This is a genomic window from Marinomonas communis (assembly GCF_004363305.1).
Taxonomy (GTDB): Bacteria; Pseudomonadota; Gammaproteobacteria; order Pseudomonadales; family Marinomonadaceae; genus Marinomonas; species Marinomonas communis.
In genome coordinates, this window is record NZ_SNZA01000001.1 from 1,342,369 (window position 1) to 1,365,506 (window position 23,138).

At 46.3% G+C, this 23,138-nt stretch carries 20 protein-coding genes and 1 riboswitch; of the genes, 9 read left to right on the top strand and 11 right to left on the bottom strand.

Annotation, left to right across the window (positions count from 1 at the left end):
• Window positions 1-21: 21 nt before the first annotated feature.
• The 5 genes from cobN to C8D85_RS06285 form a co-directional block, all read right to left on the bottom strand.
• Entirely contained in the window at window positions 22-3,870 is a 3,849-nt protein-coding gene (gene cobN / locus C8D85_RS06265; protein WP_133560669.1) for a cobaltochelatase subunit CobN, read from the bottom strand.
• A gap of 12 nt (window positions 3,871-3,882) precedes the next feature.
• Complete coding sequence (gene cobW, locus C8D85_RS06270) at window positions 3,883-4,959, bottom strand: cobalamin biosynthesis protein CobW (RefSeq protein ID WP_133560671.1); 1,077 nt, start codon at window positions 4,957-4,959, stop codon at window positions 3,883-3,885.
• 9 nt (window positions 4,960-4,968) lie between these two features.
• The gene (gene cobM, locus C8D85_RS06275) at window positions 4,969-5,748 is read right to left on the bottom strand and encodes a precorrin-4 C(11)-methyltransferase (protein ID WP_133560673.1); all 780 of its coding nucleotides are present in this window, start codon (window positions 5,746-5,748) and stop codon (window positions 4,969-4,971) included.
• 21 nt (window positions 5,749-5,769) lie between these two features.
• The gene (cobJ, locus tag C8D85_RS06280; RefSeq protein ID WP_133560675.1) at window positions 5,770-6,546 is read right to left on the bottom strand and encodes a precorrin-3B C(17)-methyltransferase; all 777 of its coding nucleotides are present in this window, start codon (window positions 6,544-6,546) and stop codon (window positions 5,770-5,772) included.
• Between the two features lie 99 nt (window positions 6,547-6,645).
• Complete coding sequence (locus C8D85_RS06285; RefSeq protein WP_133560677.1) at window positions 6,646-6,954, bottom strand: MliC family protein; 309 nt, start codon at window positions 6,952-6,954, stop codon at window positions 6,646-6,648.
• 269 nt (window positions 6,955-7,223) lie between these two features.
• A riboswitch (FMN riboswitch) is annotated at window positions 7,224-7,371 on the top strand.
• Between the two features lie 100 nt (window positions 7,372-7,471).
• On the opposite strand from C8D85_RS06285, the gene C8D85_RS06290 reads away from it, so the two are divergent.
• Entirely contained in the window at window positions 7,472-7,957 is a 486-nt protein-coding gene (locus C8D85_RS06290) for a 6,7-dimethyl-8-ribityllumazine synthase (protein WP_133560679.1), read from the top strand.
• A gap of 51 nt (window positions 7,958-8,008) precedes the next feature.
• Here the strand turns inward: C8D85_RS06290 and C8D85_RS06295 are convergent, their stop codons facing one another.
• Entirely contained in the window at window positions 8,009-8,617 is a 609-nt protein-coding gene (locus C8D85_RS06295) for a hypothetical protein (RefSeq protein ID WP_133560681.1), read from the bottom strand.
• Window positions 8,618-8,769: 152 nt separating this feature from the next.
• Complete coding sequence (locus C8D85_RS06300) at window positions 8,770-10,944, bottom strand: malate synthase G (RefSeq protein ID WP_133560683.1); 2,175 nt, start codon at window positions 10,942-10,944, stop codon at window positions 8,770-8,772.
• A 363-nt stretch (window positions 10,945-11,307) separates the two neighbouring features.
• On the opposite strand from C8D85_RS06300, the gene C8D85_RS06305 reads away from it, so the two are divergent.
• Window positions 11,308-12,903: an isocitrate lyase gene (locus C8D85_RS06305; RefSeq protein WP_133560685.1), complete on the top strand. Its 1,596-nt coding sequence runs from the start codon at window positions 11,308-11,310 to the stop codon at window positions 12,901-12,903.
• Between the two features lie 229 nt (window positions 12,904-13,132).
• On the top strand, window positions 13,133-13,678 hold the full coding sequence (locus C8D85_RS06310) for a glutathione peroxidase (RefSeq protein WP_133560687.1): 546 nt from the start codon (window positions 13,133-13,135) through the stop codon (window positions 13,676-13,678).
• A 38-nt stretch (window positions 13,679-13,716) separates the two neighbouring features.
• On the opposite strand, the gene C8D85_RS06315 is transcribed toward C8D85_RS06310, so the two are convergent.
• Genes C8D85_RS06315 through C8D85_RS06325 form a run of 3 tightly spaced genes read right to left on the bottom strand, consistent with a single transcriptional unit; the run spans window position 13,717 to window position 15,699 of the window.
• Window positions 13,717-14,118, bottom strand: a complete 402-nt coding sequence (locus C8D85_RS06315) for an MmcQ/YjbR family DNA-binding protein (RefSeq protein WP_133560689.1) — start codon at window positions 14,116-14,118, stop codon at window positions 13,717-13,719.
• Complete coding sequence (locus C8D85_RS06320; protein WP_133560691.1) at window positions 14,105-14,599, bottom strand: GNAT family N-acetyltransferase; 495 nt, start codon at window positions 14,597-14,599, stop codon at window positions 14,105-14,107. Before C8D85_RS06320 ends, C8D85_RS06315 begins: the two co-directional genes overlap by 14 nt.
• Window positions 14,596-15,699 (bottom strand): AbrB family transcriptional regulator, encoded by a 1,104-nt coding sequence (locus C8D85_RS06325; protein WP_133560693.1) that lies wholly within the window; start codon window positions 15,697-15,699, stop codon window positions 14,596-14,598. Before C8D85_RS06325 ends, C8D85_RS06320 begins: the two co-directional genes overlap by 4 nt.
• A gap of 208 nt (window positions 15,700-15,907) precedes the next feature.
• Between C8D85_RS06325 and C8D85_RS06330 the strand changes: the two genes are divergently transcribed.
• The gene (locus C8D85_RS06330; protein WP_133560695.1) at window positions 15,908-17,515 is read left to right on the top strand and encodes a methyl-accepting chemotaxis protein; all 1,608 of its coding nucleotides are present in this window, start codon (window positions 15,908-15,910) and stop codon (window positions 17,513-17,515) included.
• Here C8D85_RS06330 and C8D85_RS06335 read toward each other — a convergent pair.
• Window positions 17,505-18,149: a phosphatase PAP2 family protein gene (locus tag C8D85_RS06335; RefSeq protein WP_133560697.1), complete on the bottom strand. Its 645-nt coding sequence runs from the start codon at window positions 18,147-18,149 to the stop codon at window positions 17,505-17,507. The genes C8D85_RS06330 and C8D85_RS06335 overlap by 11 nt on opposite strands.
• A 156-nt stretch (window positions 18,150-18,305) precedes the next feature.
• Here C8D85_RS06335 and C8D85_RS06340 point away from each other — a divergent pair, with 156 nt between their 5' ends.
• From C8D85_RS06340 to C8D85_RS06360, 5 genes are all read left to right on the top strand, one after another.
• Window positions 18,306-19,469, top strand: a complete 1,164-nt coding sequence (locus C8D85_RS06340; protein ID WP_133560699.1) for an MFS transporter — start codon at window positions 18,306-18,308, stop codon at window positions 19,467-19,469.
• Window positions 19,470-19,483: 14 nt separating this feature from the next.
• Complete coding sequence (locus C8D85_RS06345; protein WP_133560701.1) at window positions 19,484-20,428, top strand: nucleoside recognition family protein; 945 nt, start codon at window positions 19,484-19,486, stop codon at window positions 20,426-20,428.
• A gap of 178 nt (window positions 20,429-20,606) precedes the next feature.
• Window positions 20,607-21,041 (top strand): MarR family transcriptional regulator, encoded by a 435-nt coding sequence (locus tag C8D85_RS06350; protein WP_133560703.1) that lies wholly within the window; start codon window positions 20,607-20,609, stop codon window positions 21,039-21,041.
• A 1-nt stretch (window position 21,042) separates the two neighbouring features.
• Window positions 21,043-22,107, top strand: coding sequence for an HlyD family secretion protein (locus C8D85_RS06355; RefSeq protein ID WP_133560705.1), 1,065 nt, complete (start codon window positions 21,043-21,045; stop codon window positions 22,105-22,107).
• On the top strand, window positions 22,097-23,116 hold the full coding sequence (locus C8D85_RS06360; RefSeq protein ID WP_133560707.1) for a DUF2955 domain-containing protein: 1,020 nt from the start codon (window positions 22,097-22,099) through the stop codon (window positions 23,114-23,116). Before C8D85_RS06355 ends, C8D85_RS06360 begins: the two co-directional genes overlap by 11 nt.
• Window positions 23,117-23,138 lie beyond the last annotated feature (22 nt).

A 23,138-nucleotide genomic window follows, 5' to 3' on the forward strand; every position in this document is an offset into this window, starting at 1 on the left:
GGTTTAATTGTATAGACAAGGTTAACGACCTTGTGTTTCCTGACGCTGGTCTATCTCAAGCAATAGCGATTGGATTTTTTCTGCATAGTCCTCTGGCTCGGACCACATCCCACGCTGGATTGCTTCGAGAAGCCGTTCGCCCATTTCTAATTGTGCATCCGGATTATTACGCTCCATAAAATCTCGGTTAACAGGATCAAGCAGTAAAGCCTCTGTCACCTGTTGATACTGATAATCTGCAATTAAATCCGTCGTGGCATCGTAGGCAAACAAATAATCCACTGTCGCGGTCATTTCAAATGCCCCTTTATAGCCATGCTCTTGCATAGCCGAAATCCACTTCCGATTTAATACGCGGCCGCGTATTACACGGTTCAACTCTTCTTTTAACGTGCGTACCTTAGGTTGACTCGGGTTGGAATGGTCATTGTGATAGACACTAGGTGCTTGACCACTTAACTGGGTCACAGCATTGGTCATTCCCCCTTGGAATTGGTAATAGTCGTCCGAATCCAGCAGGTCATGCTCACGGTTGTCTTGGTTTTGCACGACCGCTTCCAATTGACCAAGACGGTTAGCAAACGCTTGCTTTGCTTCAACGCCATCACGTAAATCGCCATCGTACGCGTAGCCGCCCCAATTTAAGTAGGCCTCGGCCAAGTCTGCTTGAGTATCCCAACAGCGCTCATCGATTAAGCCTTGTAAACCTGCGCCATAAGCACCTGGTTTGCTACCAAAAACTCGGTAAGAGGCTTGGCGTTCAGCCTCTTCTACACTAAAGCCTTGGCTGACTAACACTTGCTTACGCGACTCAACATTGGCACGGATGGTATTACCGTTGCCGGGCTCTTCGAAGTTAGCGATCGCTTGCACCGCCGCATCGTATAAACGCATTACATTGGCAAAGGCATCGCGGAAAAAACCTGAAACACGCAGGGTGACATCCACTCGTGGACGACCCAGTTGCATACAGGACAAGACTTCAAAGTCGGTCACACGATTAGAACCCGGTGCCCAAATGGGACGTACGCCCATTAAAGCAAAGGCTTGGGCAATGTCATCTCCACCGGTACGCATGGTGGCCGTGCCCCATACGGATAAGCCTAAGTTTGTAGGGTAATCACCATGCTCTTGTAAATGGCGTAGCACCAGTGCCTCAGCCGACTTTTGACCAATGGCCCAAGCTGCAGGAGATGGGATCGCACGATTGTCCACGGAAAAGAAGTTACGCCCCGTTGGCAAGGTATCCAATCTGCCACGGGTGGGTGCACCACTTGGCCCCGGTGGAATAAACTGTCCAGATAAACCTTTTAACAAGGCATTAATTTCATCGTGAGCACTTTGCTCCAAAGCCTTCGCTAATGTCTGCCTAGCATGGGCTAATAGCGCCGCAGTATTAGGCAATTGCTGGCTATCGATAGGTTGTTGCTCAATCAACGAAGTAAGCACTAACTCTTTCGCTAATAGTTCCAAACGCTCTTTGGCATCCGCATGGGTGCGCCACATTTGATCAGAAATTTGTGCCAACAACTCTGGCTTTTCACTTTGCCAAACATCGCGGGTAGCTTCCATCGGATCAAAGTCAGGCTCTTGAAGTCCTAGGTCTTTTACCAACGCATGCAAGATGCCCATGCTAGTCACGCTTGAACCACGTGGCAGACGAAGTAACGCCACCAGCGTATCCGCCAATTTATCAGCCTCGGGTAATTCTCCAAGGCGATGTAAACCGTGGCGAATCTGGGATTCTTTGATTTCACAGAGGTAAGCATCTAGCTCTTCCAATACCGACTCATCATCGTCTGCTTGCACACCGGTGAGTTCTTCAAGCAGGTGACTGCTTTTGACCTTTTCTAAAATTGAGTCACGCAGCCATGCTTCTCGACGGATATCCATGCCTAAGGCTTGGTAATACTCATCAACAAGAGTTTCCAGCTCCGCCATCTCACCATAGCTTTCGGCACGGGTCATGGGCGGCATGAGATGATCAATGATGACGGCTTGAGTGCGGCGCTTGGCTTGTGCGCCCTCCCCGGGATCGTTCACGATAAACGGATAAAAATGCGGTGTTGGCCCCATGGCGATGTCTGGCCAGCAATGCTCTGACAAGGCCGTACCTTTACCCGGCAACCACTCTAAGTTGCCATGCTTGCCCACATGAACAATAGCATCCACTTGATAGACATGTCGCAACCAAAAGTAATAAGCCAAATAGCTGTGTGGCGGAATCAAATCTGGATCATGGTAGTTGGCCGCCAAATCCAAGTTAAAACCGCGGGCAGGTTGAATACCAACAAAGGTTTTACCTAACCGAATCCCCGCCAACATCATGCGCCATTCACCGTCTACGGCGCGGCATTTATGGTCCTCTTCCGGAGGCCCCCAACGATCCCACACGGCATTTTGCGCTTCGATGGGCAGTTGATAAAAATGTGTTAAATAATCATTAAGACTTAAGCTTTGCCAACATCCGCGCTGGTGCAAGGTATTAGGGTTATTAGTCACTGCGCCCAATAGTGCTTCGATCAGCGCGTTGCCATCTTCGGGGATGTCTTCAATGGGATAACCCGCTTGCTCTAAGGCGCGCAATACATTCACACTGGAAGCAGGCGTATCTAAGCCCACACCATTACCAATACGCCCATCTTTGGTAGGGTAATTAGCGAGGATAAAGGCTATGCGCTTTTCTTCATTCGGCAAGGCATGCAAGCGTGCATAGCGCTTGGCAAGCTGAGCGACAAAGGTCGCCCGTTCTGGATGCAATTCATAACGCAGTAAATCGATCTGTGCTTGCTCATGAAAATGAGACAAGGCTTTGAAGCTCACCGCGCGAGTAATCACACGGCCATCCATTTCCGGTAAAACGATTTGCATCGCGACATCGCGACTACGAAGCCCCTGAGTTTGCCCTTGCCAATCTTCTTCAGTACTGCCAGATAAAATCAGCTGCAAAACGGGTAACGGATGCTCAAAAGCCGATTGAAAGTCGGTAGGCTCGGAGGCCAGATCAGGACTGCCAGCACGGTTTGCGGAAAAGCCAGTACAGTTCAAAATCACCTTAGCTTGGCTGCGCTCAATCAGCGCATTCACCAACTCGAGGCTAATCGAGTCTTTCAACGATGACAGGGCAATTTCTAAAGGCACTACGCCCTGCTCAAGCAAGATGTTCGACAGATCAGAAAACACTTGTGTGTTACCGCTTTGAAAGTGGGAACGGTAATACAACACTAACCCCACGGGGCAGCCTTGGGTCAACGCATCACGATAATGATTCTGCCAAGAATGCAGATCGGTGGCGTTACCGTCTAGCACCATCAGTGCATTGGGAATAGCAATGGGCTCAACCCAATCGTCAACACCTGAGAAATAATGATGATCGAGAAAACGTAACAAATGCTCAGCATTGGCCTGCCCGCCTTCACGCAGATAGCGCCATACACGCTGTACGCTAATTTGATCAGCAGAAGACGCCTGCATAATCTCAGGATCAGCACTGTCATCACCAGGCACAATAATCAGATGACGGTTACGCTTAGCTTTGACCCAAGCTTGTAAACGCTCAAAACCGTAAGGCCAATAATGCTGGCCTCCTAGTAGAGACAGTACGACAACTTGCGCTCGGCCTTTCTGCGTTGGCTTATCTAAAACAGCGTCTTCGTAAAGATCGTAAGCGGCAGGTTTGACCAACTGCATCCAGTTGGCCAAACGTACAGAGGGGGAGTGGCCCGTTTGCCAAGCATCTAGCGCTTGACCGAGAGCACTCAACAGCGAGTCGGCAGCCGCTAAGACAATAATGTCAGCAGGGCTTTGACCTAAATCGATGATACCTTCATCGTCTACAAAGCCACCCGGTTTGGCTGCCAATAGATGCACAGTGTTTCTCGCTTAAGCGGTCAGGGCCGCGTTGAGTTTGTCTTCAATCTGGTCTTTGCTGATGCCTTTGCCGATAAACACAAGCTGTGTTTGGCGCAGCTCATCCGGTTGCCATAAGCGATCAAAGTAACGGTCAAGACGCGTACCAACAACCTGAAACACTTGACGCATAGGCTTACCATTCACGGCAGCAAAGCCTTTGATACGGTAGATATTATTGTTTTCCACAAGCTCTTCTAGAGTGTCTTGCAGAGAGTCAGCATCCACTTCACCTAACTTCACCACAAACGAATCAAAATGATCGTGGGCATGATCATGATCGTGTCCGTGTGCATGATGATGATCGTGGTGATTGTGCACATCTTCGATGCGAGCTTCAGTAGCAGCTTCCAGACCCAATAATACGTCTAGAGCCGCTTCACCATTTTCGATGTAAGTAATCTTAACGCTGGATTCAACCTCACTTTCGATCACTTGTTTCACACGTTCACGTTGTGAAGCATCTAGAAGGTCATTCTTACTGACAACCACCAAATCCGCTGCGCTTAACTGATCATCCAACAATTCTTGTAAAGATGGGTCATGATCCAACGACTCATCCGCCAGACGCTGCGCTTGTACTTTTTCCTCATCGTGAGCAAAGCGGCCCGCAGCCACGGCTGGTCCGTCCACCACAGTGATCACTGCATCCACCGTACAATGCTCTTTGATGCCAGGCCAGTTAAAGGCTTGTACTAATGGCTTTGGTAAGGCTAAGCCGCTGGTTTCAATCAGAATATGGTCGATGTCATCACGACGAGCAACCAACTGCTCCATTACTGGTAGGAATTCTTCTTCTACCGTACAGCAGATACAGCCGTTTGCCAGTTCATAAAAGCCATCTTCGCCACGTTGTGCTGAGCTCTCATCTTCACAATCTAGCGGGCAGGAACGAAGCAGGTCCGTATCAATGTCTAATTCACCAAACTCATTCACAATCACAGCAATGCGCTTACCTGCTGCTTGCTTAAGAACATTTGATAACAGTGTGGTCTTGCCGCTGCCTAAAAAGCCAGTGACGACCGTTGTTGGAATCTTATTTAGTTGCATAGTCAATCCTTACACTTCACCATCGTTTTTACGGTGAATTTTGCGGTAAATATGAGCTTGTGACTTGTCGTATAAGTACGAGTCGGCAAAGTCTTCTGTATCTAATACATGTCCAACCAAGATTAAACTGGTTCGGGTAAATTTCTTCGCACGCACTTTCTCTACGATGTCTTTTAATGTCCCTGTCACGTAGTCCTGATCAGGCCAACTGGTGCGATAACATACTGCGACAGGACAATCCTCACCATAATGCGGGAGGAGTTCTTCGATAATCTTATGTATGCGAGTGATGCCAAGGTGAATCGCTAATGTGGCACCGCTTTTCGCAAGCGTCGGCAAACGCTCACGCTCAGGAAAAGGGGTTTTACCTTCATAGCGGGTCATGATCACAGTTTGAGAAACACCGGATAACGTCAGTTCTTTTTGCAACATAGCAGCAGAAGCCGCCACCGCGCTGACACCAGGGATCACTTCATAATCGATGTTTAAGGCATCGAGACGTCGCATTTGTTCCCCAATTGCACCGTAAAGAGCAGGATCACCACTTTGCAAACGTGCCACGTGTTTTCCTTCAGCGGCAGCTTGGCGAATGATTTCAGTGGTTTCATCAAGATTCAAAGACGCTGTGTCGTAAATCGCTTCAGCACTGTCACGCACATTATCAATCACTTCGGTCGGGATCAGTGAGCCCGCATACAAGATAACTGAACAGCGCTCAATGGTCTTCAATGCTTTAACCGTCATCAAGTCTGGATCACCAGGCCCAGCTCCAATAAAGAATACTGTCATGAATAAACCCTTAATTAGTCGTTAAAGCTTCTTTGAATAACCACGAGGCGTGTAAATCCAGTGTTTTTCACCGTTGACAATATGGCGCGACTCACTGTTACCTACGCTGACCATGGTGAACATATCCACATCTTTGGCATCTAACTCACCTAAAGTAGTAAAAGTAATCTCTTCTTCTGGACGAGTTAATTGACGACCAATCATAACTGGGGTCGAAGCAGGACGGTATTGCAGCAATACATCGCGTGCGTGATTCAACTGCCAATCACGCTTACGTGAAACAGGGTTATAAAAGGAAATGACAAAATCACCGGCCCCAGCGGCATGAATACGCTTATCAATGGTTTCCCATGGGGTCAGTAAATCACTTAAAGACACGGTACAAAAGTCGTGACCGAGCATGGCTCCAACTCGACTCGCTCCCGCTTGCATTGCAGAAATACCAGGGATGACCTCGATCTCGACATCCAGCCATTCAGGATGGTTTTCTTTACCTTGAAGTTGCTGATCCAAGAGCTCAAATACCAGGGTAGCCATGGCGTAGATGCCGATATCCCCACTGGATATGAGTGCAGTGGTTTTCCCTTGTGCAGCCAGATCAAGCGCTAAACGTGCGCGGCCAATTTCTTCACCAAGAGGCAGATCATGGAAGGTTTTGCCTTCACTTAGCTCACCTAACAATTCTAAGTAATAACCGTAGGCAACCCAATCGCTACAGGCGGCTAACGCTTTGGTGGCATTCGGTGCAACTAAACCTAGGTCGCCAGGCCCCATGCCCATGACAAATAATTTACTCATAACATCGCTCTCGATTCATTTGCGAGGGATTATACACATTTGCCCCCAGCAGACGTATGAAAACCATCGTTATGAAAATGAAGGATACTCAGGCCTGTATCATTTTTGAGCAACAAGTTTACAAGGAATACTTCTGTCTCCACTGTAAATCAAAGTCGCTTGCTGCCCTTTATCCCAAAAGCTCAATAAGTCACCAGAATACAATGCCCCTGATGCTGCTCGTGCTCGCTCAAGGATATAAGCATAGTGATTGATAATAAGATGAGCCTTATCCGACTCAAACCCGACTGATACTTGAAGCCCCTGACAATAATAGTTAGAAACGTCTTTGGTAACGTCGCTAAAAGCAAAAGCATGAGAATTAAACTGAAGAACAAAAATGACAAAAGCACTGACTATGCATTTCATGTTGAATCCTTTCAAATAAATCAGCTCAAAGATATATCAAAAAGATATTACTTTATGCACTTCTTTCAATAAAGTAATGACTTTACTCATTTAACTTCCAAAACAAGTATTAGAACAACAGCTACAAGCACCTCCCAAGCACCCAAAGCTCTTTTGCCTGTTGAAGTAATAATAGTAAAAACTTGTTCGTTTTTGTGCATGTTTTTACTAAGTTTGCCTTTGACAGGATCACCCACAAGCCTCTAAAGTAGATCACGTCGCTAAGGCGACTTCGTTCTCGGGGCGGGGTGAAATTCCCCACCGGCGGTAATGAGCGCAATCTCAAAGCCCGCGAGCGCCTTCTTTATTTGAGAAGGGTCAGCAGATCTGGTGTGAATCCAGAGCCGACGGTTACAGTCCGGATGATAGAGGACGGCGTAGACAAGATTTACCAATTTAGACTTTGATCGTTTTCAAAGCGGTTAGGCCTTGCCTCCCGTTCGCCCTGATTCAGCATTTTTTTGTGGAATACATATTTATGAATCAGAGCTCAACGAATTCTCTTACATTTAATCCAGCTACAAAACGAGTGGCTTTTTTACATGCTTCTTGGCACAGCGACATTGTTCTCCAATGTTGGGAAGGCTTCAAAGAGGTCATGTTAAGTCATGGCTACTCAGAAGATAATTTAGAATTGATTGCCGTTCCTGGCGCTTATGAAATCCCTCTTCAGGCTAAGCTACTAGCGAAAACAGGTAACTACCACGCTATTGCAGCAAGTGGCCTTGTTGTAGACGGTGGTATCTACCGTCATGATTTCGTTGCGCAAGCAGTCTGTAACGGCTTAATGCAGGTTCAACTTGAAACGGAAGTACCGGTTCTGACTGCAGTTCTCACGCCGCATAACTTCCATGAGCATGATGAGCACTCAAGCTACTTCAAGCGCCACTTCGTAAAGAAAGGGCAAGAGCTAGCAGAAGCAGCAAACCGCACGATGCTGCTGACAGAATTAGCCAAAAGCTAATGCTCTAAATACATAACAAAGGCAGCTTCGAGCTGCCTTTCGTTTTATGTACTACCAAACCAAATTAAATCCAGCTACGACACCATTACCCAAACGCTCTTCATCGAAGCTATCGGATAAAATACCTTCATGATAGTAATGGCCAAACACCCCTAAATTATCCATCAATCGCCAATCTAAACCCGCTCTCACAGCGAACTCCGTTAGCACATCGTTGTTCCAATCAAAGGAAAGAAAGGTTGGCCGAATATCACCGCCGACAGTCCAAGTCAGCTTTTGCGTCAAAGGCACGAAAAGAGCAGCCTTACCACTCAGTCCTGTACGCTTATAATCACCATGCTCGGTACGACTTAATCCGAGAGTAATGTCCGCACCACGAGGATCTTCTCCATTCCCCTCGACACTAAACCCGCGAAATCCTAACAACTGGATTCGAGTCCCTACTCCGTGGCCCAAATCCACCTGCTCATAGTACAATCCACCAAAACCTGGTCGGTTATTTTCTGGCTTAATCCCAAGTCCTACACCAAACTGAGAGTATTCACTGCCCACACTTCCTTCAAGCAACAAAGTACCGACATTGTTTTCAACGGTTTTCGTGGCTGCTGAAGCCATGGAGGTTGCCAGTGTCAGTCCCAACACACCTAATAACTGTTTCATATCGTCTCTCTTAAACATCATCCATTTATCAAATCACTCTTCCTAAGCAATTTAGTGCTATAGAGTAGGGAGAATCGTCACATGAAACAAATAAAAAAGCTCGATTTACCTCCTGATACAAGGCAAACCGAGCTATCGCTAGCTAACCTGTATTAGGCGCCTAGTGACTTAAACTCTAAACGTCGAGCATGCAACAGTGGCTCTGTGTAACCATTTGGCTGCTCTTTTCCTTTGAACACCAAATCACAAGCTGCTTTAAACGCCACTCCGTCAAAATTAGGCGCCATCGCTATGTAAGCTGAGTCTTGCGCATTTTGCTCGTCTACCACTGCCGCCATACGCTTCATTGACGCCATCACCTGCTCTGCACTGCAAATACCATGTTCTAGCCAGTTGGCAATATGCTGCGAGGAAATCCGCAGCGTGGCTCGGTCTTCCATAAGACCAACATTATTGATGTCTGGCACCTTAGAACAACCCACTCCTTGATCGATCCAACGAACAACGTAGCCTAAGATCCCTTGAGCATTGTTATCCAGTTCAAATTGAATCTGCTCATCCGTTAATGTGGTTGGATCATCCAGCAAAGGGATGGCTAAAATATCATCTAGGCTAGCACGCTCACGCATCGCAAGTTCTGTCTGACGTTCACGCACATTCACCGTGTGGTAGTGGCTAGCATGTAAGGTTGCACCATTTGGTGAAGGAACCCATGCGGTACTAGCACCCGACATAGGGTGGCCGATTTTTTGTTCAAGCATCGCTGCCATTTCATCCGGCATCGCCCACATCCCTTTACCGATCTGCGCTTTACCTGGCAAACCACATTCAATGCCCACATCGACATTCCAATCTTCATAGGCCTTGATCCATGCTTGCTGCTTCATAGCGGTCTTCGGTACAAAAGGCCCTGCTAGCATAGAGGTATGGATCTCATCTCCGGTGCGATCAAGGAAACCAGTATTAATAAATACCACTCGCTCTTTCGCTTGGCGTATACATTCTTTTAGGTTTACCGTCGTACGACGCTCTTCATCCATGATACCGACCTTCAAGGTGTTGCGATCCAATCCCAAGGCTTGCTCTATACGACCAAACAATTCAACTGTGAACGCAACTTCCTCAGGCCCATGCATTTTTGGCTTCACAATATTCACGCTTCCAGCACGGCTATTTTTGCGCTTCGTATTGCCTTGCAAGTCATGCATCGCAGCTAACACTGTGATCATGCCATCCATGATACCTTCAGGCACTTCGTTTCCATTTACATCTAAGATGGCTGGATTCGTCATCAAATGACCGACATTACGAATAAACAAAAGACTGCGGCCATGAAGGCTAAATGACTCTCCAGACTTATCTAGGTATTTGCGATCTGGATTCATGGAACGAGTCACCGTTTTCCCGCCTTTATCAAACGATTCCTCAAGGGTACCTTGCATCAAACCAAGCCAGTTGCTGTACACTTCTACTTTATCTTCGGCATCCACTGCCGCAATCGAGTCTTCACAATCCATAATGGTTGATACTGCTGCTTCAACTAAAATATCTTGTACGCCAGCTTGATCGTGCTGACCAATAAAGCCATTTGGATCGATCTGGATTTCGAGATGTAGCTCATTATTTTTTAACAGCACTGCAGTAGGGGCATCCGGCTTACCTTGATAACCAACGCATTTTTCCGTCTCTTTTAACTGTACTACGTCGCCATTTTTCATGGTCACGGCTAACTCACCGTCAACAATCTGGTATTGCAATGCTTGAGCATGGGAGCCACTCACTAATGGCGCAGCTTGATCTAACAGTTGTCGGCCAAATGCAATCACTCGAGTTCCGCGAACTGGATTGTACCCACCAGAGCGCTCTGCACCCTCTTCCTCAGGAATTGCATCAGTACCGTAAAGCGCATCGTACAAGCTCCCCCAACGTGCGTTGGCGGCATTTAGAGCAAAACGCGCATTTTTCACAGGCACCACCAACTGAGGACCAGCTTGTAAGGCGATCTCAGCATCTACATTCTTCGTCGATACTTTGAAATCTTCACCTTCAGGTAATAAATACCCTATTTCTGATAAAAAGTGTTTATATGCTGCAGCATCATGCTGTTGCCCATGACGTGCGCGATGAAAATCATCAATCTGTTGTTGAATTTCATCGCGCTTTGCCAATAACGCTTTATTTTTAGGCGCCAAGTCCGTGACAATTTCCTCAAAGCGTTGCCAAAAGACCTTTGGATCAATACCCGTTCCTGGTGCAATGCGTTCATTCACTAGTGTAAATAGGCTTGATGCGATCTGTAGACCGCCTTGTTGAACTCGTTCTGTCATAGCGCTTTCCTTTCTTATACCAGCATACTCGTGCCAGTTTATTTATTGTTAAGACTGTACTAGATCACGTCAAATACAGAAAACCACATTCACAAAGTAAATACATATATAAAAATCATGAATAAACTTCTCTTTAGAAATTTGATTACCCTTTGGTAATTTTCTTACAGAATATGCTTTTCAAGTGATATGAGACTCACTATGAACCCATTAACACCAAAAAACACATTCATAAAAAATATGATCATAATAACAAACATAGATTAGATAAATCATAAAAAACGTCGCAGACTGAAATGGTGATCAAGAAATGCACGACCGTAGTAAGCGGTGAAGCGACCAAACCATAAAGAGGAATCTGCAATGTCACATTACAAAAACGATATCGACGCAACTGCTACCCTAATCGCTCAACATGGCACGCCTTGGGCAGCCATTAACCCTGAATACGCGGCTCGCATGCGTGCTCAGAATCGCTTCAAAACAGGTCTAGATATTGCTCGCTATACAGCAAAAATCATGCGTGCCGACATGGAGCGCTACGATCGTGATCCTAGCCAATACACTCAATCTCTTGGTTGCTGGCATGGTTTCATTGGTCAGCAAAAAATGATTTCCATTAAAAAGCACTTTAACTCTACTGACCGCCGCTACTTATACCTATCAGGCTGGATGGTTGCTGCTCTGCGCTCGGAGTTTGGCCCACTGCCAGACCAATCAATGCACGAAAAAACGTCAGTAGCTTCACTGATCGAAGAGCTATACACCTTCTTACGTCAAGCCGATGCCCGAGAAATGGGCGGCTTGTTCCGCGATATGGATACCGCTCGCGAAGCCGGTGATGAAGTCAAAGCAGCAGCAATTCAAAAACAAATTGATGAATACCAAACACACATTGTGCCAATCATCGCCGACATTGACGCAGGCTTTGGTAACGAAGAAGCCACTTACCTACTGGCGAAAAAAATGATCGAAGCCGGTGCTTGCTGTATTCAGATTGAAAACCAAGTATCCGACGAAAAACAATGTGGTCACCAAGACGGTAAAGTAACCGTGCCACATGAAGACTTCCTAGCGAAGATCCGTGCTGTTCGATACGCCTTTCTAGAACTTGGTGTAGATGACGGTGTTATCGTTGCCCGCACAGACTCTTTGGGCGCAGGCTTAACCAAACAAATTGCAGTGTCCTCAAATGCCGGCGATCTAGGAGCTCAGTACAACGCCTTCTTAGACGTTGAAGAAGTGGATATGAATAGCGCCAACGAGAGCGACGTCCTAATGATTCGTGATGGCAAACTGGTTCGACCAAAGCGTCTGGCAAGTAACTTATTCCAATTCCGTAAAGGTTCTGGTGAGGACCGTGTGGTACTAGACTGTATCACCTCTTTGCAAAACGGCGCCGATCTACTTTGGATCGAAACTGAAAAGCCACACGTTGGCCAAATCAAAGGTATGGTAGATCGCATTCGTGAAGCGGTGCCAAATGCCAAACTTGTGTACAACAACTCGCCTTCTTTCAACTGGACATTAAACTTCCGTCAGCAGGTATTTGATGCATGGCAAGAGGAAGGTCGCAATGTTTCAGCTTACGATCGCACTCAACTGATGAGCGTTGAATACGATAACAGCGAACTCGCAAAAGAAGCCGATAACCGTATTCGCAACTTCCAGGCAGACGCCGCTCGTGAAGCAGGTATCTTCCATCACTTGATTACATTGCCGACTTACCATACCGCAGCGTTGTCTACAGACAACCTAGCGAAAGAGTACTTCGGTGAAGAAGGTATGCTTGGCTACGTTAAGAATGTACAGCGTGAAGAAATTCGCCAGAAGATCGCCTGTGTTCGTCACCAAAACATGGCCGGCTCCGATATGGGCGACGATCACAAAGAATACTTCTCTGGAGATGCAGCCCTAAAAGCGTCTGGTAAAGATAACACCATGAACCAATTCGCTTAACCCGCTTTCTGCGGATGATCAATACTCCACAAGAGTGATCAATTCCCCCCGCGTTGGGCCGCTGTTGCGGCCCATTTTTTAGTCTTTGTCATTTGACCTATTCTCATTCCCAGTTACACTGAAACTTCGCTGTCACGTATTGGTCATTATCTATACGACAGAATGATCAAGGGAACTTATTAAAAAAATAAACCACCAAGTTTATTCATGATGACAAAGGGGTATTGCAATGACTGATATTTACGACATCAACGTAACGGATATCGACGGAAACGAAACCACGCTTGCGCCATACTGCGATAAGGTTCTTCTTATTGTTAACGTAGCGTCTAAATGTGGACTGACACCACAGTACGAAGGACTTCAGTCACTGTATGAACACACGAAGGACCTTGGTTTTGAGGTGCTTGGCTTCCCAGCAAATGATTTCGCAGAACAAGAGCCTGGGACAGAGCATGACATCAAAAGATTTTGTCAAACAAACTACAATGTCTCATTCCCAATGTTTAGTAAAATAAAGGTGACTGGCGATAGTAAACATTCACTATACGACTACCTAACTGAACAAGCGCCTATCGCTGTCAACCGACAAGAAATGGAAGAAAAACTAAAAGGCTATGACATAACCCCCACGGCAGAACCTGAAGTGGTTTGGAACTTTGAAAAGTTCGTTGTGAGCCGTTCCGGACAAGTATTAGGTCGATTTGCTCCAAATACACCATTGGATGATACCAACCTTGTGAACACAATTCGTGTCGCACTTGCCAATGGCTAGTGATCGGTTAGTAAACCTAGAGCAAGGCTGGCCTTGCTCTAGGTTATGTCTTTGACGCCACCCAATAAAGAAGCATTAGAATAACGTAACATTAACCAGTCACGTTGCTGCTTTGGCAATTTAGAAAACACAAGCTCATATGAGTGATCAACCATACGACACACTTCACCTAGTGGTAATGAACCATCTAAATAAACACTGTTCCAATGCTTTTTATTCATATGATAACCAGGTTTAACCGCATCAAAGATGCTGCGTAGCTCGATGGCATGATCTGGTTCACATTTTAGATTCACCCGCACACAGCCTTCCACCTCAGTAAACAGCGCAAACATTTTCCCGCACACTTTGTAGACCAGAGCTTCAGGGCCAAACGGATACTCAGAAACCGCTTCAGGCTTTGATTCCACGTACTGAATTAGTGCCTCATAACATGACATTCGCTTCCTCCTCCAGTATCTGCATTACCACGGCATCTTCACCATAACTCGATGAGACGATTTGTGGTATAGAACAGAAACCAAAACGTTGCCAGTAGCCCACACTCGCTTGCACCGATACTAAAAAGAAAGAGTGAAGGCCTGCTTTAGCAGAGTTCAGAAAAAGCTGTTCGACCAGCTTAGGTCCAATTCCACTACCTTGAACGTTACTCGACACAGCAAGGTCGTGAAGAAACACATACTCATCCCCCACTCCGTCCTCGAGTTCAACACCCAAACTTGGTAGCGCCGTTCCAGCCCAAGTATGCGCTAGCAGATAAGCCTGAATCACACCCTCATTTTCATACACAAAACAAAGCTCAGGAGAACGACGCCACTTGCCTTGCAGAACAGACAAAGGTTCTGGCGTGATCTCATCGTACGCTTCGTTTTGAATCTTCATAATAGTAGGCCAATCACTTGGCTGTATCGCACGAATCAATCTGACTTCTCCATAAAAGATCTAGACAACCATTGCGCTAGAAGTGGACCTGCAATCATAACCAACAGAAAGCGTGATACCTGCATAGTCATTACAAAGCTGGTGTCGACAGGAATACTCGCCGCAATAATCGCCACGGAATCCGCGCCACCAGGGCTCGTCCCTAAAAAGGCAGAAAGAAAATCAATATCGATCCATAACGTTAAAATCCAAGCAACCAATGCATTCATAAGCAGCAAGAAGCCGATGGACAATAAAATATATGGAAATACGCGTAGCGCATGCCTTAATACGTCAGGACTGAAACGAAAGCCAATTCCCCAGCCCATTATTGCAAAAGCCACCACAAGCAACGACTCAGGTAAATCAAGTGTTAACCAACCTAACGATTGCAAGCAGAAGCCAGTAAACATTGGGATTAATAGAAAACCTCCAGGCACACTGAACCGACTCGCAAGTGCCAGGCATACTAGCGCCGTTATGAGAGTCATCCAAAACGATGACCAACTGATAACGGACCACTGATGAGGGATATTTTGTAAGACCTCTGAATCCACCAAAAGCCCTGCCGTCAGCATCGCAGCGAGCGCACAAAATGCAACCCGAGTGTATTGCATTACCGCCACCAAGCGCATGTCGGCTTTGTAATGTTCACTCATTATCGTCATCACCCCTGCAGCCCCAGGAGAAGTTCCCCAGATAGCCGTCGTTCCAGGCAATAATTTCGATTTCGTTAGCACAACACCAACAAGGCCTGAAGCAACCATCGTCATAAGTGTGCCAAAGATGAATGCTGGCCACTGGGCAGAGATATCAGCAAATGTCGAAATGGGTAAATGTGATGCCATCATTAATCCCACCATCACTTGGGCTAACCTAAATGGAATCGCGGGCAACGACATAGGATGATTTGAAACAACCAAGGCAATGGCTGCAATCATGGGGCCTAGCAGGAATGCTGCCGGAGCATGAACATACTCCATAGCTGCTACCAACACACCAGAACAAAGGAATAACGCCACCCAATACCACCATTTATTCTTGTTGGTCGAGGGCTTTGACTGGCTAGCTTGTGGAGAAAGAGCGTTTGAACGAGACATTGGATTTTGGCATTAGACAAAATTTGATGGTATCACTCCACCCCCATAAGATTGCATAACAAAAGAGGCTTTGCGACACCTTCTGACACATTAGAGAAAGTCAATAAACATAGAGCTAGATCAATACTCCCCCCAAGCAATCCATCTTAAACTCCAAATACGTGTACTTTTTATGCACTCCCATGACTATACAAGAGGCCAATAGTCTATGCGCCAATACATATCAGTACGTTGGAAGATTCTACTGCCAATGGCAGCCATCCTTTTTTTGATTATCACGGCGTTAAACCTCTACTCTTCCTACCAGCAAAAAGAGCGGCTTTTGGACCTAACTGAACATCAGTTACTGGATATCGCCAACGGTTACATGGACAGCATGAATGCCCTGATGTTTACCGGTGCCATGGCTAGCCGAGAAATTCTACGAGATAAAATCTCCCAACGCGAAGGCATCGCAAGTGTCCGCATGCTACGTGGGGAGGCCGTCAGCAATATCTACGGACCGGGTTTTGATCATGAAAAAGCGCAGGATGACTTGGACCGGAGAGCGCTCTCTGGTGAAACCATTATTGATGTCACTAAAGTAGACGGTGAACGGCACATCACCTTGATCCTGCCATTCGAGGCATCCCAAAATCGTCATGGAACAAACTGTCTAACCTGTCACCCCGTTGCCGAAGGCACCGTCCTTGGCGCGGCTCGCATTACTTATTCAATGGCACAGCGAGATCAAGACATTGAGAGCGCCATCATCAAAAATTCAACCATCAACTTTGTTGCGATCTTAGCGGGCTTACTCATCATTTACCTCATTATGCTTAAGGTACTAATACAGCCACTCAACCGCTTGAAGGACACCATGGCTGTCATCGGTGAGAATGCAGACCTCCGCCCCCGTATTCAGCTCGGTTCAAACGATGAATTTCGCATGGTGGGAGAAGCCACCAACAATATGCTAGACCGGTTTCAGCCAACGATTCATAACTTGACTCAGACCATGGATAACTTAAGTCAATCAGCAGATCAGCTTGCTGAGGTCACCCGAGAGACTAGCGAGGGAGTTGATAAACAGAAAAATGAAAGCGTGTTATTGGCGCAGTCTATTCAAGAGCTATCCAATGCGGCTGAGGAAGTTGCGCGCAATGCTGCCAATGCAGAAGTCAGCGCAAGTGGAACGAAAGAGTTAGCCGATGACGGGAAAAATATGGTCCTTCACGTCGCCCAAACCAATGCAGAATTAGCTCAGAAGGTTGATGCTGCCACAGGCGTTGTCAAAAAGTTAGCTGAAGACGCTCAAGGAATCGGGCGCGTTTCCCAAGAAATCAGTGATATTGCTGAGCAGACTAATTTATTAGCGCTGAACGCCGCGATAGAAGCAGCTCGAGCAGGTGAGCAAGGTAGAGGCTTTGCTGTGGTTGCAGATGAGGTGCGAAGCTTAGCTAGCCGCACACAGTTATCTACGGAAGAAATTCGTACCATCATTGAAAACCTATCACAAATTTCAAGCGAAGCGGTTCAAGCAATGGAAATCAGCAAAGCCCAAGCCGACGACAGTGTAGAGGATGCAAACAAAGCAGCTCATGCCTTAGAAGACATCGCTTCAAGTGTCGATCAAATACGTGAAATGAACACAATGATTGCTGCCGCAGCTTCTGAGCAAAGCGCTGTGGTCAATGAAATAAATAATAACATTCACGCCATCAGCGCCATCTCTGAGCAAACCGGCGCAGGCTCCCATAAAATACTGCGCCAAAGCGAAGACATTGCCAGTATCTCTCAATCATTAGACAAGACTATTAATCAGTTTAAATCCTAGTTTTGGTTTGGCTCACGCTTTCAAAGCGTGAGCCAAATTGATTAACAAGGAGCACCCATAGAATACCAATCCCCCAACCAGCAATAACATCCGTGGGCCAGTGAACCCCAAGCATAATTCTGCTAACACCTACCAATACTGCGCTGAAAATTGCCATTATGATAAATAGATGCCTTGCATGAGCGTGAGCCCAATTGCGTGATAATACGACCGCCATCCCCAAAAAACACACCATTGACATACTGGCGTGCCCAGAAGGAAAACTGGGAGAGTAGACTTCAATCAAGTGTGGGACAAGATCTGGCCTTGCTCGCTCAAATACATACTTCAATCCCAGACTGATGGCAACGCCACCAACGGTCATCATTAGTATTTTCATCGCATCCAACCGTCGCTGAGAGCACCACAAGATAGCTGATAGACTTATCATCATGTACAGTAATACCCAGTTACTCCCCAGCGCCGTGATGTCCCTTACAATAACGGACAACCAGTGTGGACCAATGAGATTTAAAGAGTCGTCTCGAAATAGCAACAAAACTGTTTGATCGAACCCATTCGGTTGTCCCAAAGAAAACCAAGTACTCGCAAGCACGATGACACTCAACATTAAGTAAGCAATACGAATTATCAATTTGCCTTCCTTCTTTTGGCAAAAGTTTTGTAATAATAAGTAAATATACCTGCCTTCATTGTTAAAGGGGGTGTTTACGCGTAGTTTCCACCTTCTTTTGACGCTCTAGATCGTTATTCAACCTTATTTGCTTAAGAATTATTTTAAGGATTTGCCATGCAAGCTTATCAATGGGGCGTTTTTGCTCTCGCTTTGGGTGCCTTCGGCATCGGCACCACCGAATTTTTCCCTATGGGCCTGCTACCAACGATTGCTGAAGGGGTCGATGTTTCCATACCGACAGCAGGCTTGTTAATCAGTGCTTATGCCGTCGGTGTCATGTTTGGTGCGCCTCTTGTCACGTTGTATATGACTCGTTTTAGCCATAAAGCGTCATTGATCGCACTGATGGCTGTATTCTTCGTCGGCAATCTACTGTCAGCGGTTTCTGTTGACTACACCACATTACTGATTTCTCGCGTCGTCACTAGCATGTCCCATGGTGCTTTCTTTGGCATTGGCGCTCTCGTTGCTATGAAGCTTGCGCCAGTTGGCAAGCAAGGATCTGCCGTGGCATCCATGTTTCTAGGGCTGACGATCGCCAATATCATCGGTGTTCCGATTGCCACATGGTTAGGCCAAAGTATTCATTGGCGCATCGCCTTTGCTGCCACCTCTGCACTTGGGCTAGTCGCCATGATCGGCTTATTACGCACATTACCCCATATGGAAAAGCCAAACCGTCCAAACGTTAAACAAGAACTGCAAGCGATTATGCAGCCCGCCGCGTTGAGAACATTCTTCACCACCATTTTGTGTGCTGGGTCGATGTTTACCCTTTACACCTATGTGACTCCTATCCTTCAAACGCTTGCGAAAATTCCAGAGGCTAATATCGCCTACTTGTTGATGATTGCTGGCATTGGCTTCACCATCGGTAACTTCGTAAGTGGTAAGTTGGCAGATCGCTCGCCAGACCTATCACTTACCGTTTCACTGATTGGACAAGTTATTATTTTGCTTTCTTTTAGTTTTATAACCATCAATATGATCACAGCCATTGTCGCCGTGTTCATCTGGGGGGTTGTGAACTTCATGATCGGTCCACCATTACAAATGAAAGTAATGACCATTGCTGACAAAGCCCCTGGCCTAGCTTCATCTATCAATATCGGCGCGTTCAATCTAGGTAATGCTTTAGGGGCAGCACTAGGTGGTGCAGTGATTACCGTAGGTTTGGGTTATGCTTGGATTCCTGCTACCGCAGCAGTGTTGTCCCTGTCGGCTCTGATTTTGCTTGGCATCAACCGTAAACTTGTAGCAAGACAAGCACAATTATAACAAGGAAGAGTGTCATGGAATTGCTTATATCGATGATGTTAGAAGCCGGTAAATCCGGCTTGAACATGGCATTGTATATTTTGCTTCCCATCATGGTCATCATGCTGGCATTGATGAAGCTCTTAGACGCTAAAGGGGTTCTGACATGGTTGTGTAACAAGGTCGCTCCTCTTTCGACCCTATTTGGCATTCCCGGCTTAGGAGTTTTTGCTGCGCTCAAGCTCACATTTGTGAGCTTTGCCGCACCGATAGCTTCCCTAAGCATTATGGACAGTCAGCGTTATAACAAGCGCCATATTGCAGCTACATTGGCCATGGTATTCACCATGTCTCAAGGCAACGCCACTTTTCCTATGCTGGCCTTAGGGTTAAACCTACCCGTCTTGCTGATCAGCTCCGTTGTTGGTGGTTTAGCGTCCGCTGCGTTTACCTATTTCATATTAACAAAGCACCTCGATCAAACGACTGATGAGTCGTCCAATGAAAGCATTTCAGCGCCAACACAAAGCAGATCCAAAACCGTGGTTGAAATCTTAGGTGAAGGTGGTCAGGAAGGTATGAAGATCGCTTTTAATATGATCCCTATGCTTATTCTTGCGCTATTTCTTGTAAGGGTATTACAGGAAATAGGCTTCATTGATTTACTCACCAGTGTACTTGGCCCCGCGCTTGCGCTAATCCATCTTCCTGAAACAGCCGTCTTACCTTTAGTAACGAAATACATCGCTGGCGGTACTGCTTACATGGGAATTATGTTCGATATGCTTCAAGCAGGGTCAATCAGTGTTCGTGAGATGAACATGATGGCAGGATTTGCCACCAACCCCTTTGACGTAGCTGGTCTTGCTATCTTTGCCGCTGCCGGAAAGCGCGTCAGTTCGGTTATCCGCTATGCTGCTTACGGCTGTTTACTTGGCATTATCATTCGAGGCGTTATCCATATTGTGATCTTCTACTGATGTAGAAGATCTCCCCTTCTAAGCAAAGCACCTTGTATTACCGATCCACTCTAAAAGCCTAAATCGCTGCTTAATTCGGCGCAGTTGATAAAGATTGAGTAAGTCAACTATATTCAATTGCCTAGCAAGCTAGGTAAACTCATAATACCTAGCATGCTAACTAAATCAGGGAGTTCAAATGGAGCAAAATATAGGTTGGAATTTAAGTCGAGCAGCACTTAGCTGGCGACATGTGGTTGATCTCTATATGTCAGACCTTGGCTTCACGCAATCTCGCTGGATCGCAATGCTGCACTTGAAACGAATCGGAGAAGGCTGCACTCAAAGCGAGTTAGCCAGCAACATTGGCATCGAGCAACCCTCTTTAATCCGCACGTTAAATCAGCTTTGCGAGGCAGGCTACCTGCAACGACAAGAGTCTAAGCACGATGCGCGCTGTAAAACACTTTGGTTCACCAGTAAGGGCAAAGAAGTCTTACAGGAAATGCAAACGATAGCAGATCAAGGCCGCCATGCATTACTAGATGGACTGAGTGATGAACAACGCAGACTATTAAATGACGCCTTACTTAGCATTATCAAAAACGCACAGAAAATGAGTAGTAAACACTAACATGACACCTGATATACATTTTAATCGATGGATGAAGCGCTCCATTGTACTTTTCTTAGTCATCTTCGCTTATCTAGTTATTGCCGATACCACGATTCCAATGACCAGTTACTCAACCGTTCAGCGTCCCGTTCTCACCATTGCGCCACAAGTATCGGGGAAAGTGACTGAGGTTGCCGTCCACAACAACCAAGAAGTTAAGCGTGGTGATGTGCTGTTTCGACTCGAAGACACTGACTATAAAATCGCCTTAAAACAAGCTGAGCTGAGCTTGCAGCAGGCCTATCAGACCAACGCTACGTTAAAAGCAAACATCGCTGAAGCTGAGGCCGAATGGGCTGTTGCCAACGTTGCATTGCAAGAAAGTGAAAGAGAGCTCAAACGTTTAAAGTCACTGCAAACGCAACACCTTGTCAGTGAACAGCAAGTAGATCAAGCCACGGCTCAAGTCGCTTCTAACAAAGCAAACCTTCACGCTATCGATGCTCGTAAAAACGCCATTGCAATTGCCCTAGGTGACGACGAGAGTAATAACATAGCTGTGAACAATGCTCGAAGCGCCGTAGCTGATGCGCAACTCAACCTATCGCGCACAACGATTCTGGCACCACAAGATGGCGTCATTTCTAATATGCAGCTGGTTCCAGGCATGGTCACCCAAAGCGGCCAGTCTCTTTTATCCTTAGTCATCAGTGGGCAAGATCGTATTACGGCAGATTTTCGAGAAAAAAGTATTGCCAGTGTGACACCTGGAACCCCTGCGCTGATCGTCTACGATGCCTTCCCAGGAAAGTTGTTTGAGGGCGTTTTGACCAGCCGAGACTCTGGTATTTCTCAAGGACAAAACACTGCAAATGGCATTCTTGCAACCCCTGATGATAGTGACCGCTGGGTCAGAGATGCACAACGCATTCGTGTTTATGTTAACCAAACAGGTCAAATCCCATCATCATTAGTGAGTGGTTCTAAAGCAACCGTCATGGTGGAATCAAGCGACTCTAGCTTGCTACGCCTAATTGGTCATGTACAAATGCGCATCGTAAGCTGGCTTCATTATGTTTACTGAGATGCAACCCACGGAGAAAAAGCGCTTACTTCGTATTGCGTTTGGGACCACCATTGGCTTTTCTGTGTGTAAAATCATGGATTGGCCTTATGGCGTTTTCTTTACTGTTTTTCCTATGTTGCTATTGGGCATGGTTCCGACGTTTAACCGCACTTTAGCACTGGAGTTCATCGTAGGTGCAGCAATTAGCGCCCTTGAGATGTGGGTGCTACAAACGTTTTTCAAACCCTTCCCACTCGCCATGCTACTCGCGGTATTCTTTATTTTTGGCTACCATTTTCGCTTTATGCTCACCAGCCGCTACTTCTTAATGTGGGCCTCGGGGTTGATCACGCTTTCCACTTTATTGAATTTTGGCAGCTACGACGCAGGACAAGCGACGGATATGGTCGTTGCAACCGTGTTAGCGGCCTTAATTTCCGTAGTGAGTGCTTACCTTCTGTATTGGCTCATTCCCGACACTGAGCCCTTTAAAGGCACACCGCCAGCGAAACCTTCCGCTTCTCAAATTAACCATAGGACGATTCTAGGAGCTTTACTGGCTACGATTTCTTTTACTGTATTTCAAATTGCAGACTTAAAGGACTCACTCTCAGCGCAAGTTGCGACGATGCTTATTCTCTTCCCTATGACATATCAAGGCTCTGTCATTAGCGCTAAAAAACGAGCTAAAGGTGTGGCCTACGGATGTGTTTTAGCACTGTGTGCGCAAGTTTTACTGTATGACCTGATTTCTCATTTTCTTTTAGTCGCTCTATCTTTGTTTATGACTGTAATGATTACAGCTTACTTTCATTTGGTAGAACGCTCTGGATCAGGTATTGGCTTTGGCGCCTTAACAACTATTGGGATACTTTACGGCCAGTATTTAACGCCACAGGGAGATATTTTCTTCAGCGCTTTATACAGGTTTAGTTCTGTTCTAGTAGCAATGTTTTGCGTACTTGTAGTGGCTTTCCTACTAGATAACTGGCTTAACCGCTATAAATGGACTCAGAACACACCATAACTGTCTATTTAATCAACAATCG